Source organism: Stappia sp. BW2 (assembly GCF_008107695.1).
Taxonomy (GTDB): domain Bacteria; phylum Pseudomonadota; class Alphaproteobacteria; order Rhizobiales; family Stappiaceae; genus Roseibium.
Genome location: NZ_VIRG01000036.1, coordinates 125721 through 146799, shown reverse-complemented (window position 1 = coordinate 146799; position 21079 = coordinate 125721). Strand labels below are relative to the sequence as shown.

Annotated in this window: 18 protein-coding genes; 7 read left to right on the top strand and 11 right to left on the bottom strand. The window is 59.1% G+C overall.

Going from position 1 to position 21079, the window contains the following annotated elements; translation table 11 throughout:
• Positions 1-186 precede the first annotated feature (186 nt).
• The 5 genes from FMN63_RS00920 to FMN63_RS00900 all read right to left on the bottom strand — a co-directional run bounded on the left by FMN63_RS00920 (position 187) and on the right by FMN63_RS00900 (position 6129).
• Complete coding sequence (locus FMN63_RS00920) at positions 187-1416, bottom strand: M24 family metallopeptidase (protein WP_148582070.1); 1230 nt, start codon at positions 1414-1416, stop codon at positions 187-189.
• A 200-nt stretch (positions 1417-1616) separates the two neighbouring features.
• On the bottom strand, positions 1617-2471 hold the full coding sequence (locus FMN63_RS00915) for an ABC transporter permease (RefSeq protein WP_148582069.1): 855 nt from the start codon (positions 2469-2471) through the stop codon (positions 1617-1619).
• Between the two features lie 8 nt (positions 2472-2479).
• Positions 2480-3745: an ABC transporter permease gene (locus tag FMN63_RS00910; RefSeq protein ID WP_148582068.1), complete on the bottom strand. Its 1266-nt coding sequence runs from the start codon at positions 3743-3745 to the stop codon at positions 2480-2482.
• A gap of 107 nt (positions 3746-3852) precedes the next feature.
• The gene (locus FMN63_RS00905; RefSeq protein ID WP_148582067.1) at positions 3853-4953 is read right to left on the bottom strand and encodes an extracellular solute-binding protein; all 1101 of its coding nucleotides are present in this window, start codon (positions 4951-4953) and stop codon (positions 3853-3855) included.
• Between the two features lie 81 nt (positions 4954-5034).
• Positions 5035-6129, bottom strand: a complete 1095-nt coding sequence (locus FMN63_RS00900) for an ABC transporter ATP-binding protein (RefSeq protein WP_148582066.1) — start codon at positions 6127-6129, stop codon at positions 5035-5037.
• A 636-nt stretch (positions 6130-6765) separates the two neighbouring features.
• On the opposite strand from FMN63_RS00900, the gene FMN63_RS00895 reads away from it, so the two are divergent.
• The 3 genes from FMN63_RS00895 to FMN63_RS00885 all read left to right on the top strand — a co-directional run bounded on the left by FMN63_RS00895 (position 6766) and on the right by FMN63_RS00885 (position 10405).
• Positions 6766-7656 (top strand): substrate-binding domain-containing protein, encoded by an 891-nt coding sequence (locus FMN63_RS00895; RefSeq protein ID WP_148582065.1) that lies wholly within the window; start codon positions 6766-6768, stop codon positions 7654-7656.
• 69 nt (positions 7657-7725) lie between these two features.
• Entirely contained in the window at positions 7726-8190 is a 465-nt protein-coding gene (gene tsaA / locus FMN63_RS00890; protein WP_148582064.1) for a tRNA (N6-threonylcarbamoyladenosine(37)-N6)-methyltransferase TrmO, read from the top strand.
• A 100-nt stretch (positions 8191-8290) separates the two neighbouring features.
• On the top strand, positions 8291-10405 hold the full coding sequence (locus FMN63_RS00885; RefSeq protein ID WP_148582063.1) for a 3-hydroxyacyl-CoA dehydrogenase NAD-binding domain-containing protein: 2115 nt from the start codon (positions 8291-8293) through the stop codon (positions 10403-10405).
• Between the two features lie 223 nt (positions 10406-10628).
• Here FMN63_RS00885 and FMN63_RS00880 read toward each other — a convergent pair whose 3' ends face one another.
• The 6 genes from FMN63_RS00880 to FMN63_RS00855 form a co-directional block, all read right to left on the bottom strand.
• Positions 10629-11657: a phosphotransferase family protein gene (locus FMN63_RS00880; protein ID WP_148582062.1), complete on the bottom strand. Its 1029-nt coding sequence runs from the start codon at positions 11655-11657 to the stop codon at positions 10629-10631.
• A gap of 238 nt (positions 11658-11895) precedes the next feature.
• Positions 11896-13131, bottom strand: coding sequence for an acyl-CoA dehydrogenase family protein (locus FMN63_RS00875; RefSeq protein WP_148582061.1), 1236 nt, complete (start codon positions 13129-13131; stop codon positions 11896-11898).
• A gap of 9 nt (positions 13132-13140) precedes the next feature.
• On the bottom strand, positions 13141-14127 hold the full coding sequence (locus FMN63_RS00870) for an NAD(P)H-dependent flavin oxidoreductase (protein ID WP_148582060.1): 987 nt from the start codon (positions 14125-14127) through the stop codon (positions 13141-13143).
• On the bottom strand, positions 14121-14618 hold the full coding sequence (locus FMN63_RS00865) for a MaoC family dehydratase (RefSeq protein WP_148582059.1): 498 nt from the start codon (positions 14616-14618) through the stop codon (positions 14121-14123). The genes FMN63_RS00870 and FMN63_RS00865 overlap by 7 nt, the downstream gene beginning before the upstream one ends.
• Positions 14619-15437 carry an SDR family NAD(P)-dependent oxidoreductase gene (locus FMN63_RS00860; RefSeq protein ID WP_148582058.1) on the bottom strand — a complete coding sequence of 273 codons (819 nt, stop codon included), beginning with the start codon at positions 15435-15437 and terminating at the stop codon, positions 14619-14621.
• Positions 15427-17055 carry a long-chain fatty acid--CoA ligase gene (locus tag FMN63_RS00855; RefSeq protein WP_148582057.1) on the bottom strand — a complete coding sequence of 543 codons (1629 nt, stop codon included), beginning with the start codon at positions 17053-17055 and terminating at the stop codon, positions 15427-15429. The genes FMN63_RS00860 and FMN63_RS00855 overlap by 11 nt, the downstream gene beginning before the upstream one ends.
• 184 nt (positions 17056-17239) lie before the next feature.
• Between FMN63_RS00855 and FMN63_RS00850 the strand changes: the two genes are divergently transcribed.
• From FMN63_RS00850 to FMN63_RS00835, 4 genes are all read left to right on the top strand, one after another.
• A complete protein-coding gene (locus tag FMN63_RS00850; RefSeq protein WP_148582056.1) occupies positions 17240-18187 on the top strand; it encodes a glycosyltransferase family 2 protein in 948 nt (315 codons plus the stop codon).
• Positions 18177-19244: a glycosyltransferase gene (locus tag FMN63_RS00845; RefSeq protein ID WP_148582055.1), complete on the top strand. Its 1068-nt coding sequence runs from the start codon at positions 18177-18179 to the stop codon at positions 19242-19244. Before FMN63_RS00850 ends, FMN63_RS00845 begins: the two co-directional genes overlap by 11 nt.
• 13 nt (positions 19245-19257) lie before the next feature.
• Complete coding sequence (locus tag FMN63_RS00840) at positions 19258-20016, top strand: hypothetical protein (protein WP_148582054.1); 759 nt, start codon at positions 19258-19260, stop codon at positions 20014-20016.
• A 256-nt stretch (positions 20017-20272) separates the two neighbouring features.
• Positions 20273-21079 (top strand): NAD-dependent epimerase/dehydratase family protein, encoded by an 807-nt coding sequence (locus FMN63_RS00835; protein ID WP_148582053.1) that lies wholly within the window; start codon positions 20273-20275, stop codon positions 21077-21079.

Genomic DNA, 21079 nt, shown 5'->3' with positions numbered 1-21079 from the left:
GCATGCTTTTGCCGACGACGTCGCAAGGCCGTGGACACCTTGAAAAAGACACGCCGACCAAGGCAGCCTTCCCCCGCGCAAGCTTTCGCCCGCCTCGATAATAGGTTTGCAGACACCTGCGCCTCCCGGCGGCAAGATGCCTGCATCCTGTCGCTGGCGCTGCCTCAATCGCGGAGATTTACCGTCTTATCGTTTTGGCACGATGTTGTGCTCCGGGCCGAACGGAAAGCCGGTGATGTTTTCAGCCCCGTCTTCCGTGACGATCAGAATGTCATGTTCGCGATAACCGCCCGCGCCGGCCTGACCTTCCGGGATCATGATCATCGGTTCCATGGAAACGACCATGCCTGGCTGAAGCACGGTCTCGACATCCTCGCGCAGTTCCACCGAGGCTTCCCGGCCGTAGTAATGGCTGAGCACGCCGAAGGAATGACCGTAGCCGAAGCTGCGGTATTTCAGGAGATCATGGCTGCGGTAGATGTCGTTGAGCTCGGTTGCGATATCGCAGCAGCGTGCGCCCGGCTGGATGCGCTTCAGCCCCTCGCGGTGAACATGGCAGTTGATCTCCCACAGGCGCAGATGTTCGTCGGAAGCATATTCACAGAACAACGTCCGCTCCAGTGCGGTGTAATAGCCGAAGATCATCGGGAAACAGTTGAGGCTGAGGATGTCGCCCGCTTCCACCCTCTTGTTGGTCACCGGGTTGTGGGCTCCGTCCGTATTGAGACCCGACTGGAACCAGGTCCAGGTGTCCATCAGTTCAACGAACGGAAAGGACTTCGCGATTTCCCGGATCATGGCATTGGTCGAGGCCATGGCGATTTCGTGCTCGGGAACACCGGCCTGAACCGCTTCTACCAAGGCTGCCCCGCCGATATCACCGATGCGCGCACCCTCGCGGATCAGAACGTGCTCCTCGTCGCTCTTGATCGTGCGCTGCGCCATGGCATCGGCAGCAATATCGACCAGTTCCACACCCGGCAGCGCCGCTTCCAGAAGCTTCAGCATGTCGAGGGAAACGTGATCGTACTCGATGCCGATGCGCTTGACCGACGGATTGGGCATGCCAAGCAGTGACTGGATGGCGTGGAAATAATTGTCCCGGCGCCAGTCGGTATAGATCACCGTATCGCCATGGGTCCTGCGCCAGGGCTGGCCCCCATCGATACCGGCTGCAATCGTGGTTGCCTTGTCCTGGGTCACCAGGAAGCCGTACTTGCGGCCGAAGTAACAATAGAGGAAGCCCGAGTAGTAGCAGATGTTGTGATAGGAGGTGAACAGGGCGGCATCTATCTGCCGGTCTTCCATCAGCTTGCGAAGCTTCGCCTGGCGGCTGTCCATTTCGGCGGCTGAGAAGGGTGAAAACGCCTTCTCTCCGTTGTTCATTTCATAAATGCGGATCATGTCGTTGCTCATTGAAGGCTCCTTCCGTTTGGTCCGGTTTCGGTTTCCGGGGCCTGAAACGCAAAACGGGCCGGCTTCCGCGAAGAAGCCGGCCCGCCAGGCCCAAATTCACAATGTCATGCTACCGGGAGACCCTGTCTCCACCCGGTGACTGGCGTTCCGCCACCGGCTCAATTTGAAAGCAGCGGGGCGCTCTTCACGCCCGTCCGGGATCAGCCCGGCGACAGACCTCTCAGGCGTTCGGACCTGCGGCGCAGCAGCTCCAGCACAGTCAGCAGACAGATGGAAATAGCCACCATCAGCGATGCCACGGCCAAAATGGTCGGCGAGATTTGTTCACGCAGCCCGGTGAACATCTGCCAAGGCAGGGTCTTCTGACCGGCAGAGCCGAGGAACAGCACCACCACCACTTCGTCGAAGGACGTGATGAAGGCAAACAGCGCACCGGAGACGACACCTGGAATGATCAGCGGCATCTGCACCTTGAAAAAGGTGGTGACCGGGTTTGCACCGAGGCTTGCCGATGCCCGCACAAGGCTTCGGTCGAAGCCGACCAGCGTCGCCGTCACAGTGATGATGACGAAAGGCGTGCCAAGTGCGGCATGGGCCAGAACGACCCCCCAATAGGTACCCTGAAGACCAATGCGCGAATAGAAGAAGTACATGCCCGCCGCAGAAATGATCAGCGGCACGATCATCGGCGAGATCAGCACTGCCATGATCGCGGACTTGTAAGGCACATGGGACTGGGACAGGCCGATGGCCGCCAGCGTCCCGAAACCCGTTGCCAGGATTGTCGCCACCGGCGCGATCAGCACCGAATTGGTCAGCGCCTGCTGCCAGTCCGGATTGGTGAAGAAGTCCTGGTAGTGCTTCAGGGAATAGCCGGCCGGGTCAAGCGCCAGCATTTCCTTGGTGAAGGTGAAGAAGTTCTCCGCGTTGAAGCTGAGCGGCAGGATCACCAGGATCGGGAAGATCAGGAAGAAGAAGATCAGTCCACAGATCACCCGGAACGAATAGTACCAGGTCCGCTGGAGAGGAGACGCGTAGGGAGGAAGTGCACTCATGCCGCCACCTATCCGAGTTTCACGTTATCGATGCCGACGATCTTGTCGTAGACAACAAAGAGGACCATGACCGCCACGAGCAGCAACGTGCCGAGCGCCGCGCCCAGACCCCAGTTGAGCGAGGACGAGATATGGTAGGCGATCCGGTTCGAGATGAAGATGCCCGACGTGCCACCCACCAGTTCCGGGGTGATGTAGTAGCCGATCGACAGAATGAAGACGAGCACGGCACCCGCGCCGATACCTGGAATGGTCTGCGGGAAATACACCCGCCAGAAGGCCGTCCAGTCATTGGCGCCAAGGCTCTTGGCCGCACGCACATAGGACGGCGAAATGGTTTTCATGACCGAATAGAGCGGCAGGATCATGAACGGCAGCAGGATATGCGTCATGGCGATGATCGTACCTGTCTGGTTGTTGATCATCACAAGTCGTCCGGCGTCACTTATGATACCTGTCCAGACAAGGAAATCGTTGATGACCCCCTGTTGCTGCAACAGCACCTTCCAGGCGGACGTCCGCACCAGAAGCGATGTCCAGAAGGGCAGTAGCACCAGGATCATCAGCAGGTTGGACGAGCGCAGTGGCAAGGCCGACAGCAGGTACGCGATCGGATAGCCCAGAAGCAGACAGGACAAGGTGATCGCGACGGACAGGAACAGGGTGCGGCCGAACAGGAACATGTAGATCCGTTCGTCTTCCGGCTTCAGTTCGATACCGTTTGCGGTTTGCTGCGCGTCGAAGGCATTCAGGAAATAACCGGGCGTGTAACGCGGTGAGAACCGTTTGAGCACCTGCCAGGTTTCGACGGTGCCCCAGTCTTTGTCCACGTCGATGAACTGTTCCTTGTAGGGACCGGCTTCATCCATACGCTTGACGCCACGTCCCGTCTTTCGGAACAGGCTGGAGAGGCCGGTTTCCTCATAGTTGAGGCGTGAACCGAGGCGGGTGTGGGTCTTCTCTTCCACGGCGACAACCATGTCGTCATAAAGGGCCGCGAAGACGGTTTCGTCAGGCGCCTGGCCGGACGTCGGATCCCACTCCTGCAAAGCGACAACGGTCTTGGGAAGAGTGTCTTCCACGATCCCGTTTTCGACCGAGCGGAACAGCATGTCCACGATCGGCGCTACAAAGGTGAGCAGAACAAAAATCAGCAGAGGCGCAATCAGCGCCAGGGCGCGCAGCTTCTCGCGGCGCAGCGCCTTGGCAAGAGATGCCTTCAGCGGCTTGCCGTCTTTCGTCGTCAGAACCTCGCCCGCGTGGGTATCGCTCATGAAACAGTCTTCCGCAAATCCGTTGGGAGATCCGGGTGGAGCGCTGCCCCACCCGGACCGGTTTCTCATCTGGCCGCATTCATCCGAACGCGGACAGCTTCAGATGATTACTGAGCCAGCCACGCCTGGAATTTGGCGTCGATGTCGTCACGGTAATCAGCCCACCACTCGTAGTTATAGAGGAAGGTGTTCTTGGCGTTTGCCGGATCGGTCGGCATGTGCGGAGCCATATCGATACCGAGATCGGCATGCTTGCCAACCAGCGGAGCCGAAGACTTGCGAGCCGGGCCGTAGGAGATGTATTTCGCCTGATCCGCCAGACGCTGAGTGTCGGTGGCGAATTTGACGAAGTCCTCAACCATGGCGAGGCGGTCTTCCGGCAGACCGGCCGGGATGATCCAGCCGTCAAGGTCGAACACCTGGGCGTCCCACAGCATCTTCACCGGCTGCTTCTGCTCTTCGATCAGGGAGAACAGGCGGCCGTTATAGGTGGAGCCGATCACGACTTCCTTGTCGGCCAGAAGCTGCGGTGTTTCCGCACCTGCGGACCACCAGACAACGTTGTCCTTGATGGTGTCGAGCTTCTTGAAAGCGCGCTCCTGACCTTCTTCGGTCTCAAGAACGTTGTAGACTTCTTCCTTCGGCACGCCGTCGCATAGAAGAGCCCATTCCATGTTGTTGATCGGGCGCTTTTCCAGCGAGCGCTTGCCCGGGAACGTTTCCAGATCGAACACGTCACAGATGTCGTCCGGCTCCTTGCCGTTCCACTCGTCAACGTCGGACCGGTAGCCGAAGGTGGTGGAGTAAACGATCTGCGGAATGAAGCACTCGGATACCAGCAGGTCGCCGAAGTCATCCGAAGCCTTGGTGCCGTCCGGAGCGTCTGCAAGATCGGTGTCCGGGTCGATTTCCATCGCCAGGCCTTCGTCGCACAGACGGATGGCATCGGAAGCAACCACGTCAACCAGATCCCAGGTGATGTTGCCGGCTTCGTTCATGGCGCGCAGTTTTGCGACAGCCTCATTCGAAGACTCATCCCAGATAACGTTGATGTCCGGGTGTTCTGCAACATACGGGTCCGCGTAGGCAGCTTTCTGGGAGGCCTGATAGGCACCGCCCCAGGAAACGATGGTCATGTCTTTCGCCATGGCTGCGCTGCCGGCAAATGCCAGAGCGGTGCCTGCGAGAACTACAGTTTTGAGCTTCATGTGAGTTAGCTCCCTCTTTTAGGATTTAACGGATTTTTCCGTTTTAGTCGCTGGCGGCCATGGACTGGCCGCCGCGCGATTTCAGACAACCGCATCAAGCGCTTTACAGTCGTTCAGCGCCCAGCCTACTTGCACTGTCTCGCCTACAGCGAGCTTGCGCTTTTCTCCGCGGTTGCGAACCTTGACGATGAACTCGTCGTTGCCGCCCACATTCATGCGAACGCGGATATGGTCACCGAGATAGATAAGTTCCTCGATCCGGCCATTGACCAAATTGTCCATCGTGTCGACGGTGTCGAATTCCACCCGCTCGGGCCGCAGGGACAAGGTCGTCTTGTCGCCGACAGCGTCCACGTTGACCTTGTCGGCCTTGAGCCTCGTACCGTCATCGATTTCAACAAGGCATTCCGAACCGCTGATCTCAACGACCTTGCCGTTCAGCTTGTTGTTTTCCCCGATGAACTGGGCAACGAAGGAATTTTGCGGATCCTCGTAGAGGTCGTCCGGCGTCGACAGCTGCTGGATGATACCGTCGTTGAACACCGCGACACGATCCGACATGGTCAGCGCCTCGGTCTGATCGTGGGTCACATAGACCACGGTGACACCCAGATTCTCGTGAATGTGCTTGATCTCGTACTGCATCTGCTCGCGCAGCTGCTTGTCGAGTGCGCCGAGCGGTTCGTCCATCAGCACCAGTTCCGGGTCGAACACCAGGGCGCGGGCCACGGCGACGCGCTGCTGCTGGCCACCGGACAATTGGGCCGGGCGACGATTGCCGAAGGCACCAAGCTCAACCATCTCCAGCGCCCGCTTGACCTTTTCCTGCTGGTCGGCCTTGCCGACACCACGCACCTGAAGCGGAAAGGCGAGGTTCTCGGCCACCGTCATGTGCGGAAACAGGGCGTAATTCTGGAAGACCATGCCGATGCCGCGCTTGTGCGGCGGCACGTTATTGATCGGGCGGTCGTTCAGATAGATTTCGCCGTGCGTTGCCGGTTCGAAACCGGCCAGCATCATCAGGCAGGTGGTTTTGCCGGAACCGGACGGACCGAGCATGGTCAGAAATTCGCCCGGCGGAATATCGAGATTGAGGTTCTTTACGACCAGGGTTTCCCCGTCATAGCTCTTTTGAACGCCATCATACTTAACAGCAGCGCCCCGTGTATTCGCCATTGTGTCCCCAAGTCAGGTTCTATCATTATTATTAGACGCACGACCAATAACCCTCAGGTAACCTCCGTCCCCAAAGAGCTATCGCTTGGTGCGAACGCGCATAGAAAAACAAAATTACTGCCCTTTGGAAAGGGGTTATGAAAAAAAATTGGATATTTTTTGAACAGGGGCCGACTTAATATTTTGCAACGCGGCAGTGAGGAGGAATTTTTACTCGCGAAGATGCATCCGGCGAAAAAAATATCTTCGGCCGGTTTTGTCGATCTTTACTGCGCAGAAACGTACGTTTTTGCGCTTCTGGAAGAGTTTCGCGCAAGCAAACTTGCGCATGTGGCCCCATTACGTCACGGAATGCTCTGGCTGCGTCATCCGCCAAACGGGCCGCAAAATGGAAGCCGATTGCCTGCCGACACCGAAAAACCCGCCCGGCAAAGCCCGGAGGGGCACTTGTGCAAAGCGGCAAACCTGCTGCGACTGCGGCTTACTTCCGGTTGCGCACCCCGTGCAATCATGCACGCCAGACGTGCTCGAGCCGGTCGGTACGGTTTTGCCTGTCCGTGAAACCATCAAGCTGAAGACCGTCCGGACGGTCTTGTCTCTCCGGAAGTTCCTCCGGTAAGGTCCTGTCATTCAACCATGGGCGACGCTTTGCAAGACACCGGCACTCAGCACCTACAGTTTCTGACCACGAAGGAAGTGGCCGACCTTTTGAGGGTCAAGGAGCGCAAGGTTTACGACCTTGCCGCCGCCAACGAGATTCCGCATCGGCGGATCACGGGCAAGCTGCTTTTTCCCGCAGCTGAACTCCGTTCCTGGATCGAAGGGCCAACTGCGGCCAACGCACGCGAACGCCCTGGCGTCCTGGCCGGCTCCCACGATCCGTTGCTGGACTGGGCGGTTCATGCGTCCGGCTGCGGGCTGGCCATGTTGTGTAATGGCAGCGCGGATGGTCTGAACCGCTTTGCCGCCGGTGACGCGGCCCTTGCCGGGCTGCATCTACCGGAGGAAACCGGCTGGAACGTCGAATCGGTCAGCCGCCTGAACACGAAGGAGGCTGTCCTGATCGGGTGGGCGAAGCGTCAACGCGGCCTGCTTGTCTCCCGGGAGGCCGCAACGACGATACGCTCCGTTGCCGACCTGAAAGGCAAACGCGTCGCCATGCGGCAGCCGGGTACGGGTACGGCCCTGCTTTTTTCCAGACTGCTTGCCGAGGCCGGCCTGAGCGAAGCCGATCTGACCCTGGGCCCTTCCACCGCCCACACGGAAAACGATGCGGCATCGGCGGTCGCCGCTGGCGAGGCCGAAGCCGCTCTTGGCATCGAAACCGCGGCAAGGCCTTTCAAACTGGCGTTCGTGCCACTGGCCGAGGAATGCTTCGACCTTCTGATCGACCGCCGCTCCTATTTCACCCCGCCTGTTCAAAAGCTGTTCGAGTTCGCGCGGACACCGGAGTTTCAGGGCAAGGCCGCGGCGCTTGGCGGCTATGACCTCGACGGTCACGGCGCTGTCCGCTGGTTGTCCGCTTGACCCGAACGGCCTCTCGTCGGTCCCTCGCACATTCAGCCCTCCTTCAGGCATTCATTCAGGAAAGACACGATGAGCGATATCCGCCCGCACGAAATCTCGGTTCCCATAACGGAACCGGACGATGCCAGGCTCTTTTTCATCGGCAGGATCCACACCCCCTTTAAGGAGCGCAAGGACTGCCCACGTCAGGGCAGCGTGGACGGCCCGGAATGCCGGATCCAGATTTTCGACCCCTGGGTGCCGGCATTGCAGGGCATCGAGGCCTACGACAGTGTGGAAGTGCTCTACTGGCTCGACAAGGCCAGGCGGGACCTGGTGGTCCAGAACCCGGCTCATAGCGAAAACATATTCGGCACCTTCGCCCTGCGCTCGCCCGTCCGGCCAAACCCGATTGGCACCGTTCTGGCCAAACTCGTTTCCGTCGATGGGCCCAATCTGATCGTACGCGGGCTTGACTGCCTCGACGGCACCCCGCTTATCGACCTGAAGCCTGACCGCTGCGCTTTCACGCCAAAAGCACCGCACAAGGGCTGACCGCACCGCTTGCCCTCTTCGGTCACCTTGACAAGCTCTGCCCGGACCTGACAATCCGGCCCAAAATCCGCGCCCGCGATTGGCGCCCTGGGAGGAATTCATGCCTACAGAAACCCTTGCCGGCGAAACCGGTATCAACGACGTCGTCTCAATCGAGATCAACGGCTCTGTCGGCCTCATCGCCCTCGACAACCCGCCGGTCAACGCCGCCTCCCATGCCATCCGATCCGGACTGTGGCAGGCCGTGGATACGCTGCAGCAGACGGATGGCGTTGAGGTGATCGCACTTTATGCCAAGGGCCGCACCTTCATTGCCGGCGCCGACATTCGCGAGTTCGGCAAGCCGCCGCTTGATCCGTGGCTGCCCGAGCTGTGCAATTTCATCGAAAACGCGTCGAAGCCCGTTGTCTGTGTCCTGCACGGCACCACGCTTGGCGGTGGTCTGGAAGTTGCCATGTCGTGCCATGCGCGTGTCGCGCTGAAGGGCGCGAAGGTGGGTCTTCCGGAAGTCACGCTCGGCATTCTGCCGGGTGCTGGCGGCACCCAGCGCGCACCCCGGCTTGCGGGCATCGCGGTGGCCCTCGACATGATCACCAGCGGCAAGCCGATAGGTGCCGACGATGCCCTGGCCAACGGGTTGATCGACCGGATCGTAGAGGGCGATCCGCGTGACATCGCACTGTCTTCGGCCAAGGATCTGCTGGCCGGCGACCTGCCCAACCGCAAGACAGGCGAATTGACCGCCGAACCGGACCGGGCCGCCATCGAAGCGATGCGCGCCAAGCTTGCCAAAAGCCAGCCACTACTGTTCTCGCCGCACAAATGCGTCGACGCCGTCGAAGCCTGCCACCTGCCGATCCGCGAGGGCATGACCGAAGAGCGCCGGCTGTACGAGGAATGTATGGCAAGCCCGCAGCGCGCAGGTCTGATCCATGCCTTCTTTTCCGAACGTGCCGTCACCAAGATCCCGGAAGCGTCCGCGACCACGCGCGACATCAACGCCGTTGGCGTCATCGGCGGCGGCACCATGGGGTCCGGTATCGCGACCGCTATCCTGCTGGCCGGCCTGCCGGTGACCCTGACCGAACGCGATCAGGGAGGCCTCGACCGCGGTGTTGAAACGATCACCAGGAACCTGGAAGGCGCCGTCAAACGCGGCAAACTTTCCAGTGAAGCCCGCGACGACATTCTGGCCGCCAAACTCAAGACCTCGACGGATCTCGCCGCGCTGTCCGATGCCGATCTCGTCATCGAGGCCGTGTTTGAGGAAATGAGCGTCAAGCGCGACATTTTCCAGACACTGGACAAGGTCTGCAAACCGGGCACCGTGCTTGCCTCCAACACGTCCTATCTCGACATCAACGAGATCGCGGCGACGACCGAGCGCCCGCAGGATGTCATCGGCCTGCACTTCTTCTCGCCCGCCCATGTCATGCGGCTTCTGGAAGTGGTGGTTGCCGAAAAGACCGGCGCCGACGTTGTCGCCACCGGTTTCGCGCTGGCCAGGAAACTGAAGAAGATCGCCGTGCGCTCGGGCGTCTGTGACGGCTTCATCGGCAATCGCATCATGACCTTCTACAAGAAGGCCGCCGATTACATGATGATGGATGGCGCCTCGCCGGAGGAAATCGATACAGCCATGCGCGGCTTCGGCTTTGCCATGGGGCCTTACCAGGTCGCCGACCTTGCCGGGCTCGACATCAGCTGGGCCGCCAACAAGCGCCGCGCCGCCACCCGCCCGGCCGAGGAACGCTACATTCCGATTGCCGACCGTCTCTGCGAGAACGGCTGGTTCGGCCGCAAGACCGGCCAGGGCTTCTACATCTATGACGACCAGGGCCCGCGGCCAAACCCGGAAGCGCTTTCGATCATCGATGCGGAACGCGAAAAGGCAGGCGTGACGCCGCGCAGCTTCACGAAAGAGGAAATCGTCAGCCGGTTCATGACCGCGATGATTTCCGAAGCCGTGCGCGTTCTGGAAGAAGGCGTCGCCCTTCGCCCCATCGACATCGACGCCGTCTTCCTCAACGGCTACGGCTTCCCGCGCTTCCGCGGCGGCCCGTTGCACACGGCCGATGTCATCGGTGCGGGTGAACTGGTCCGCCGCATCGAAGACTATGCCAAGGAAGACGCCTACTACTGGAAGGTCCCGGCTCTCCTGCGGCAGATTGCCGAGAACGGCGGAACCTTTGCGGAGATGAATGCGAAGGGCTGATTGAGGGCAAAAGCCCTCAGCACACCATATGAGGCGCCACCCAGTAAAAACACACGCCGCGACGTGAGGTGTCTGGAAGAGGTCAGCAGCAGCGCGGCTTCTTCCGGAACCTCGTCATAGCCTCTCTGGAATGGGTGGGCTCCGGCTCTGCCTGCGGTCGGCCGGTGTAACCTCAGGGGCATGGTGATCCTGAGCAGGCTTCTTACGGCTTGCAGGAAGGTGTCTAGCCTTCCAGCGCTGCCTTCAAGCCGCCAGCGGCATAGTCCGGCACGCTTGCGCCCAGCTTCAGGCCGAGTTCCGGATTGGAAGCATTGCCGTCGAGGGCGCGTTTCTTGACGCCCTGCAGGATCGCTCCCATGCGGAAGAAGGCAAAGGCCAGGTAGAAACCAAACTCCGGGATGCCCGTGAGCCCCATGCGGGCGCAGTAAGCATCGATGAATTCCTGGTCTTGCGGAATGCCGAGTGGCTTCCGGTCGACCCCGGCCAGACCTCTGCCTTCCGTGCCGGGCGGGCGCTGCCATTGCATGATCAGGGCGGCCAGATCCGCAAAGGGATGGCCGATGGTCGACAGCTCCCAGTCGAGAACGGCGACACAGGCCGGGCCGTCTTCCGCAAACAGCATGTTGTCGATGCGATAATCGCCATGAACCAGCGTCCGCCGGCCGTCGTCTTCGGGCACATTGGCGTCGAGCCAAGCAATGAGCTCGTCCATTGCGGGAATGGGGCCAGTTTCGCTTGCCCGGTACTGCTTGGTCCAGCGGTCGATCTGGCGGCGATAGTAATTTCCGGAGGGGCCGAAATCGGTGAGGTTCCGCGCTTCCAGATCAATGCCATGGATGGCGGCCAGAACGCGGTTCATCTCAGTATAGATGCCGCGCCGGGTTTGCGGATCAAGATCCGGCAACCGCGGATCGTCGAAGTTGCGGCCCCGGACGAGATCCATGACGTAGAACGCCGACCCGATCACGCCCTCGTCCTCGCACAGGACATGCATGTGCGCGACCGGCACTTCCGATCCGGCCAGCGCCTTCTGCACCCGAAACTCGCGGTCAACGGCATGCGCGGACTTCAGCAACACCCCCGGAGGCTTGCGGCGGAGGACATATTCGCCAGAGGCGGCACTCATGCGAAATGTGGGATTTGACTGGCCCCGGTTGAACTTTTCGGCTGTCAGCGGTCCCCTGAACCCGGGAAGGGTCCCTTCCAGCCACTTGCTCAGGGCCGTGAGGTCGAGATCTGCGTTTAGGGTCATGAGGGGGATGCCCCAGCGGTGACCTGGCTTTGCCCAGTCTTTACACAACCTGTAGCGCCACATGCTCCCCCCTCATCCTGAGGAGCCGCGCCAGTGGCGTCTCGAAGGATGGGCCACTTGTTCCGGAGTATGCCGCCCATCCTTCGAGACAGCGCTTCGCGCTTCCTCAGGATGGGGGTTGGGGAAGGCGAGACTTCGTGGCAGTCGCGCTCTGTTGGAAGCCGGAGAAAGACCATCCTCACAGCTTCCCGTTGGAATACTTCCGCAGCTCCGTACGTGCGACCTGGCGGCGGTGGACGGCGTCTGGGCCGTCAGCAAACCTGAGGGTCCGCAGGTGTGTCCACATGGCGGCAAGGGGGAAGTCCTGACTGATGCCGGCGGCACCATGCACCTGCATGGCTTCATCTACCACCTTCAGGGCCGTGAGCGGCGCGACCACCTTGATCTGGCTGATCCACGGCTGCGCGGCGCGGGTGCCCTGTGTATCCATCACCCAGGCCGCCTTGAGGCAGAGAAGCCGCGCCATTTCGATTTCCATGCGCGCATTGGCGATGATGTCGTAATTGGCGCCAAGATCCATCAACTTCTTGCCGAAGGCTTCCCGGCCCATGGCCCGTTTGCACATGAGCTCCAGTGCCTTTTCCGCTTGCCCGATGGCCCGCATGCAATGGTGGATACGGCCCGGGCCAAGGCGGCCTTGAGCAACCTCGAAACCCCGCCCTTCGCCCAGCACCAGGTCTTCCTGCGGCACGCGCACGTTGGTGAAGCGGATGTGCATGTGGCCGTGTGGCGCATCGTCGGCGCCAAAGACATGCATTGGCCGCAGCACCTCGATACCTTCGGCATCCGCCGGGACCAGGAACATCGAATGGCGGCTGTGCTTGTGGGCCTCCGGATCGGTTGCGGCCATGACGATGTAAAGCGCGCAGCGAGGATCGCCGGCCCCGGTTGCCCACCATTTGTCGCCATTCAGCACCCAGCCCTCGCCGTCGCGCACGGCCGTCAGCGCAATGTTGGTTGCGTCCGAGGAGGCAACATCGGGTTCCGTCATCAGATAGGCGGACCGGATATCGCCCTGGAGCAGCGGCTTCAGCCACTTTTCCTTGTGAGCCGCTGTGCCGTAGCGCTCCAGAACCTCCATGTTGCCGGTGTCGGGGGCGTTGCAGTTGAAGACTTCCGCGGCAATACCAACCTTGCCCATTTCCTCGGCCAGATAGGCGTATTCCACCGTCGTCAGGCCAAAGCCCTTTTCGCTGTCCGTCAGCCAGAAATTCCAGAGCCCGCGTTCCTTGGCCGTAGCCTTGAGGCTGTTCAGAATTTCAAGCTGGCGGTCCGTCATCCGGAAACGGTCGCCGGACGGGTGGCGTCCGACGTCCTCGTGATATTCCCGGTCGAGGGGGGCGATTTCGGTTTCCACCATCTGGCGCACCTGCTCGATCAGCGGCCGCACCCGGTCGGTCATTCCAAGATCCATCATTTCCCCCTAGCAGATATCGGCGCGCAGCCGCTCAATGGCAGCGCGGTATTCGGTTTCCAGACGCTCGACCACGGCCGCTGCCGGTGCCACGGACTTGATCGCCCCAATGCCCTGGCCTGCGCCCCAGATTTCCCGCCAGGCTTTCGGCTTGGGGCTGTCATCCGGCATGACGCTGACATCCCACTCCTCCGGCAGATGATCGGGATCAAGACCGACGTTGCGGATGGAGCCTTTCAGATAGTTGGCCGGATGTCCGGTGAAGAGCGAGGAGGTCAGCACATCCTCCGCCCCGCCTGCCACCATCATGTCCTTGTAGGTCGTGTCGGCATTGGCTTCCTCCGTCGCCACGAAAGGCGACCCGACATAGCCGAGATCAGCTCCTATGACGCGAGCCGCCAGCAGGGCTTCGCCGGTGGAGATCGCGCCGCCCAGAAGCAGCGGGCCGTCAAACCATTCCCGTATTTCCCGAACCAGGGCAAAGGGCGATTGCGGCCCACCATGACCGCCTGCTCCGGCGGCGACTGCAATCAGTCCGTCTGCCCCTTTTTCGACAGCTTTCCTGGCGTAGGTGTTGTTGATGACATCATGCAGGGCGATGCCACCGCAGGAATGAGCGGCCTCGTTCACCTCGACCCGCGCACCCATGGAGGTGATCCAGATCGGCACCTTCCACCTTGTGCAGATCTCGACATCCCGTTCCAGCCGCTCATTGGACCGGTGGACGATCTGGTTGACCGCAAAAGGGGCGGCCGGGCGATCCGGATTTTCCTGGTTGTGCCGGTCAAGCGCTTCGGTGATTTCCTTCAGCCAGGCTTCAAGCATGACCGGGCCACCGGGCTCGTCCCTTGCATTGAGCGCCGGAAAAGTGCCGACAATGCCGGCCTTGCATTGGGCGATCACCAGCTTCGGACAGGAGACGATGAAAAGCGGGGCCGCAACGGCGGGAAGCCTCAAACTCTGAAGCGCCTTGGGAAGGGATCTTGCCTTCAGCATGATGTGCCCACCTCACCGTCCAGATAGAACCGGTTCAGCCATTCCGCGACCAGTGCCGGCCGCTTGCTGCCCTCGATCTCCACCGTCGATTGCCAGACGATATCGACCTCTTGTGGCTTCGGCCTCGTCAGACGCGCCAGAACAAACCGCCCGCGCAGCCGGCTGCCAACTTTGACCGGGGCCAGAAACCGCACTTTCTCGAAGCCGTAGTTGATGCCCATCGTCGCGCCTTCGATCTTCGGCTGGGCTTCGACGCCCATCGCGGAAAGCAGCGACAATGTCAGAAATCCGTGCGCAATCGTGCCGCCAAAAGGTGTTTCCGCCGCCCTTTCAGGGTCAACATGGATGAACTGATGGTCCTGCGTTACCTCGGCAAAAGCGTCTATCCGGGCCTGATCGATCAGGTGCCAGGAGGACACGCCAACCTCCGTTCCGACAAGCGTTTCCAACTCGCCGGCGGCAAGGGGGCGCCGCAAGGTTTCAATGCTCACTCAATAGGCCTCCTGGAAAAGGTCCGGCCCTGTTTCCACGTTGATGCCGCCGCTGATCGGCAGGATGGCGCCGGTAAGATAGGAGCCGCCGCGCCCGCACAGATATTGCAAGGCGGCCGCAATATCCTCCGGACGACCGACCCGGCCAAGCGGCACCTGCGCCCCGACACGAGAGCGCACGTCCTCATCCGCCGTTGCAAAGGCTGTCATGTTGCTGACGAAAGGCCCCGGTGCCAGCGCATTGACGGTGATGCGCCGGTCGGCAAGCTCCTTGGCAAGGATCCGCGTCAGGTGGTGGACGGCGGCCTTGGAGGCCGCATAGCTGTAGGCCCGGTCGCCATGCGCGGTTTCCCCCATCACTGAGCCGACATTGACGACACGCGCCGGATCATCATCACTGGAGGCGGCTTCCAGCAGGGGTAAAAGGCTTTGCGTCAGTTGAAACAGGCCGGTGACATTCACCCGCATCACCCGCTCCCACGCGTGATAGGGAAAGTCGCCAAGCGGCTGGCCCCAGCTTGTGCCGGCGTTGTTCATCAGGATGTCCAGCTTGTCCGTGCGACGGCCGATCTCGGCTGCCAGAGCCGCAATGCCCTCTTCCGTCGCAACGTCCCCGGCAAAGCCTTCCGCCTTGCCGGAATAGCCGAGCGCGTTGAGCTCATCAGCGGCAGCATGGCAGGCGTCCTCCTTGCGGCTGGCGATCATCACCCGTGCGCCGGCCGCAATCAGACCTTCGGCAGCCATGCGGCCGACACCGGTTGCCCCGCCCGTGACAAGTGCGGTCTTGCCTCCAAGGCCAAACAAATGCTCAGGCGTCATGCGGGGGCTCCGGAAATTGTTGTCTCAAGGTGAGTTTCGAAACCTTGCCCGTTGCCGTCATCGGCAGTTCATCGACAAAAACGACTTCGTCCGGCAACTGCCATTTGGCAACATGTTCGGCCAGATGCTCCAGGATTTCGGCTTTCTGCGGTTGGGCATCGTCGCGGGCTTGCACGATCAACAGCGGACGCTCGTCCCACTTGGCATCGGGCACCGCGATCACCGCGCAATTGGCGACGCCGGGATGCGACATGACGATATTTTCCAGATCGAGCGAGCTGATCCATTCGCCGCCCGACTTGATAAGGTCCTTGGAGCGGTCGGTGATGGTCAGGAAACCGTCGGGGCTGATGGCGGCAATGTCGCCGGTGCAGAACCAGCCCTCCTTGTCGAACACCGGCTTCGAGGCTTCCGGATTCTCGTAATATCCGGAGGTGATGGTGTTGCCGCGCACATAGAGATGGCCCGGAGTCTTGCCGTCATGCGGCAGATGGTTGCCGGCATCGTCGACAATCTTCATGTCGACGCCGAACACCCGCCGCCCCTGGCTCTGCTTCCTGTCGATACGCTGGTCGAACGGCAGCTCCGCCATCTCCGATGGCAGGTTGCACTGGGTGCCGAGCGGGCTCATCTCCGTCATGCCCCAGGCGTGGCAGACATTGACGCCTTGCTTCTCGAAAGCCTCGATCAGTGAGCGAGAGGCCGCAGATCCGCCAACAACGACATCCCCAAAGCCCTCTGGAATACGGCCGCGCTGGCGGATTTCGTTCATGAGGCCGATCCAGACAGTCGGCACGCCCCAGGCGGAGAACACCTTTTCACGGTCCATCAGGTCGAACAGGCTTTTGCCGTCCAGCGCGCCCCCTGGAAAAATCAGGCTGGAGCCGGAAAGCGGCGCGCCATAGGGCAGGCCCCAGGCGTTGACGTGAAACAGCGGCACCACCGGCAGAATGCGCGAGCCTTCCCTGAGAACCCTCGGAATGGTGACGCACATGTCGTAGGCATGCAGCACCGTGGAGCGATGCGAATAGAGTGTGCCCTTGGGGTTGCCCGTCGTGCCGGAGGTGTAACAAAGCCCGGCGGCCTGATCTTCGTCGAAATCCGGCCAGTCGAACGCGTCCGGCTGCCCCTCAAGGATCTCTTCGTAACACAGGGCGCCTTCCAGCGTCGTCTCCGGCATATGCGCCCGGTCCGTCATGATGACGATCCGCAGGTCTGCCGGAAAATGCGGCCGCAGCTTTTCCACGATCGGCACAAAGGTGAGATCGACAAACAGCAGCCGGTCCTGGGCATGATTGACGATGTAGATCATCTGTTCCGCTGAAAGGCGCGGATTGATGGTGTGGCAGATCGCGCCGATGCCGGAGATTGCATAATAAAGTTCGAAATGCCGGTAGCCGTTCCAGGCGAGGGTCGCGACACGGTCGCTTTCACCCATCCCGAGCGACCTCAAGCCATGGGCAAGCTGGGCAATGCGGCCAGCCGTTTCCTTGTAGGTGGTGCGGTGAATATCGCCTTCCGTGCGCACGGAGACGATCTCGCTGGCCGGATAGATATCCGCTGCAAAGGTGATGAGGTCCGCAATTTTCAGCGGACGATGCATCATCATTCCCTTCATGTGTTTCCTCCCAGAACACGGCCGCTTTTAACGGTCCCCCAACGGGTTAAAGGAGAAGCCTAGCGTGCGGTCGATGCGCTGGAAAGGTCAATTTCCTCAAATGACATGTCCCGAAACCCTTTGACAGCGGCGGACACATGCGCCAAACCCTGCCAAACCCTAGTGGAATGGTTGAGACCCCTTCATGACCCAGAAACTGGTCATCGCCGTGTGCACCGCGCAGCGGCCGAAAATGCTGCAGGCGTGCCTTGAAAGCCTCGACAATCTGGCCGAGCCCGAGAACACGGAAATGGCGATCGTCGTTGTGGAAAACGATCCCGTGCCACATTTCACCGGCGCCGCCGCTGATGAGGTGAAGGAAAGGCTGTCGCTGCCGATCTTCTTCTATCACGAAAAACGCAAGGGCATTCCCTTTGCCCGCAACACGGCACTGGAAGCCGCACTGGAGCACAAACCGGATTGGGTCGCGCTGATCGACGACGATGAACGCGCCGAACCCGACTGGATCGAGAAACTGGTGGCCGCCTGCAAGCTGTACAAAGCCGAGGTTGCCAACGGACCTGTGCGCCGCATCTATGAAAAGCCGGCACCGCACTGGTGGAAATCGCAGTTGCTGAAGTCCCGGCCGACAGGAACGTTGATCACCGAGGCCCCGACCAACAACGTGTTGCTGAGCGGCCGCATCATCGCCAATGACGGCCTTGGTCTGCGGTTCGATGAAAGGCTGACCTTCGGTAGCGAGGACATCGATTTCTTCCGCCGCACCCACGCAGCCGGTGCCAAGATGATCTGGGTGGATGATGCCTTTGTCGAAGAGGACATTCCGGCCTCGCGCGTCACCACCGGCCGCCTGCTGAGCCGCATGCACATGGCCGCAACATCAGGTGCCTTCAACATCGTGCTGCGCGAAGGCCGGCTGAAGGCCGCGCTGCATTTCATTCCCAAGAGCCTGCGGCGCATGTTCTTTGGCCTGCTGGCCACAGTCGTCGGCTTCGTGCTGAAGCCCTTTGCAAAAAAGCGCGGCGAGAAGCTTTACTATTATGGCCTGATCCGGCTGATGAAGGGCTCGGGCAACCTGCGCGGACTTCTGGGCCGGGCACATAACTATTACGATGTGATCGATGGTCACTGACACGCCGATAAAACCGAAGAAGCTCGCTCATATCCACCTGGGTGTCGATGGCGGGGCAGAGAGGTTTTTCGTGCGCCTGACGGCGGCGCTTGCCCGGCGGGGCGTGGAGCAGATCGCCTTCATCCGAAAGGACCGGCCCTGGCGGGACGATCTTGCAAAACACTGCGATGTGCGGGAAATGACGTTCAGCCGCTCACATCTGAAACGCCATGTCATCCGCTGGAACATCGCCCGCCAGATCCACTCCTTTGGAGCCCGTGCCACCATGGGGTGGATGAGCCCGGCCAGCAAATGGATGCCGAAGCCTGGTCCCAACATGCGCACGTTCCTGCGGCTTGGCGACTGGCCGGACGGCTTTCACACCTACGGCAATGTTCAGGACCTGATCGGCAACACGCCTGAGATCATCCGCCAGGCCATCGAAATGGGCTGGCCGGCGGAGCGTGCCCACGTCATCAGCAACTTCGTCGACCCTCTGCCCGCGGACCTGAAACCGGTCAACCGGGCGGATTACAACACGCCGAAAGATGCTACGGTTCTGATCCACCTCGGCCGCTTTGTCGAACGCAAGCGCTTCGACCTTGCCATTCAGACAGTCGCCGGCCTGCCGGAGAGCGTACATGCCTGGTTGATCGGCGACGGCGAACTGATGGCTGACATGAAGGAACTGGCCGCAAGCCTTGGCGTTCAAGACCGCGTCCACTTCCTCGGCTGGCAACGCGACCCCTCGCCTTTCCTGAAGGCCGCCGATATCCTTCTGTGCCCGACCGATGAAGAACCACTCGGCAATGTCGTCCTGGAAGGCTGGAACGCCAACCTCCCCGTCGTCGCCACCGCCTCACCCGGGCCAAGCTGGCTGATCGACCACGGCAAGACCGGGCTGCTATCCCCCTGCGGGGATGTTGACGGGCTGGTGGGAGCTATAAATGAGGTAATTCGCAGCAGCAGGTTAAGAAAGAGTCTTCGAAGAGGCGCAACCGAAGAAATTTTAAAACGGTGGTCTGAGGACTCCATTTGTCAAAAATATCTCTCGATACTTTTTGAGCTCCGAAAGTAAAAAAAGGCAAAAAATGACACTCATCGACAAAGAAAAAAATAATTCTTTTGATGTTTTAATTGTCTCTGGGGCACGACCAGAACTACTTAAGGCTACATTGGACAGCTTTGAGAAAAATCTATTCTCCAATATCGAAATTAATGACTGCTACATAAACATAGATCCGTTCGAAGGAGGCATCGAACACATAAATAAATGCGAAATTCTTTGCAATAATTACTTTAAGAACGTATACGCAAACAAGCCGACATCGCCACAGTTTACTAAGGCCGTACAATGGCTTTGGTCCAAACCTCAAACTGAATGGGCCTTAAGCATTGAAGATGACTGGCTTCTAAGCCGCAAAGTCGAAAAAGAAGAGATATTTTCCGCAATGAAATCCAAAGTAATGCAAATTTCTTTCATGACAAAAGAGAAAATGTGGAAATTTCGATCATATTATCACTATAAGCCAAATAGACGAAAAATATTCGGAATCGATATTGGGCGTGGACTTGATAGAAATCGCCCCATTTTCACGACAAGTCCATCTTTTATCAAATCTACATTTGCTAAAAGATGCTCACAGTTAATGACTCCAAGCCTCGACCCAGAAAAACAACTCAACAAAATTAACCAGCCTCTTAGCGAATATACTTCTCAGTATCGAAATCATTTTATTGGTTCGCGTAAAGACCATGTAGCCATCGATATTGGACGTGATCACCGCGCTAAAAAAGGCATTACCAAGCAAGTCATTGATGGGCAGAGCTTTTGGCACACTAATAAATAATAAGTAGCGCACTCTTAAACATGCAATCAAATCAGTACTGATTTGTTTCATGTGTCCAGGTGATCCCTATGGATTTGGCAGATTTTTAGTTTAAGATGGTCTATTATGATGGATTGCACCGGGACGGAATTTCCAGGGTGTCTGAATCTGGCCTCATAGATAGTTGACGATAATCGTCTCCCCATCTAATTAAGACTCATCCGTTATTGAATATCCTTTCATCCGTTCTGAAATCGCATCTGTCGACGAATAACAAATGCCGAATCTTCTATTATTGGGTGGCCATGGGATTGTTGGCAGACACTTCATTCGTAAAATTCGCGCACTTTCTCCTTCGATTATTTGCGAGAGTTTCTCCGGTGACATTCGCTCTTCCGCAGATCTTAGTGCTACAATTAGCCACTTATCTCGAGTAGACCTCGTCGTAAACTTGGCAGCCGTTGTTGAAGTTTCGAAAGTTCAAGATCGCCCCGACAATGCGTATTTCGTTAATGCTTTCGGTGTTTTGAACATACTGAGAAGCCTGATAGAAGTGAAGCAACAGCCCTATTTCTTCCAGTGTTCCACATCACATGTCTATGCGCCTTGCTCAGTTCCTGTTTCTGAGTCTAGCCGAACCGAGCCACATACTGTCTACGGCAGAACCAAACTCATGGGCGAAATTCTTGCACGTGATATTTGTTGTGCAAATGACATTCCATTTTGCATCGGACGTCTCTTTTCCATTCATGACCCGGAGCAAACTGGTAGCTATCTGCGCCCAAACATAGTACGCCGCTTGCGTGAAGAGGATCTCAGTAAGCCGTTTGAGTTGGCGGGGGCTGATAGCATAAGAGACTTTCTTACTGCCGAGGACGCAGCCGAACTGATCGCCAGACTGGTCTTGAAACGTGCTGAAGGCGTCGTGAACGTTGCCTCCGGCAGGGCCGTGAAAATCCGCGATTTTGTTCAATCCCTGAGTGAACGGAAACTTGAAATTGTTTCTAAGGGAGTTTCAAACACACTCGTGGCCGACACAAGATTGCTGACTTCTATTTTGGGTTCCAGCGCGGCACAGGACTGA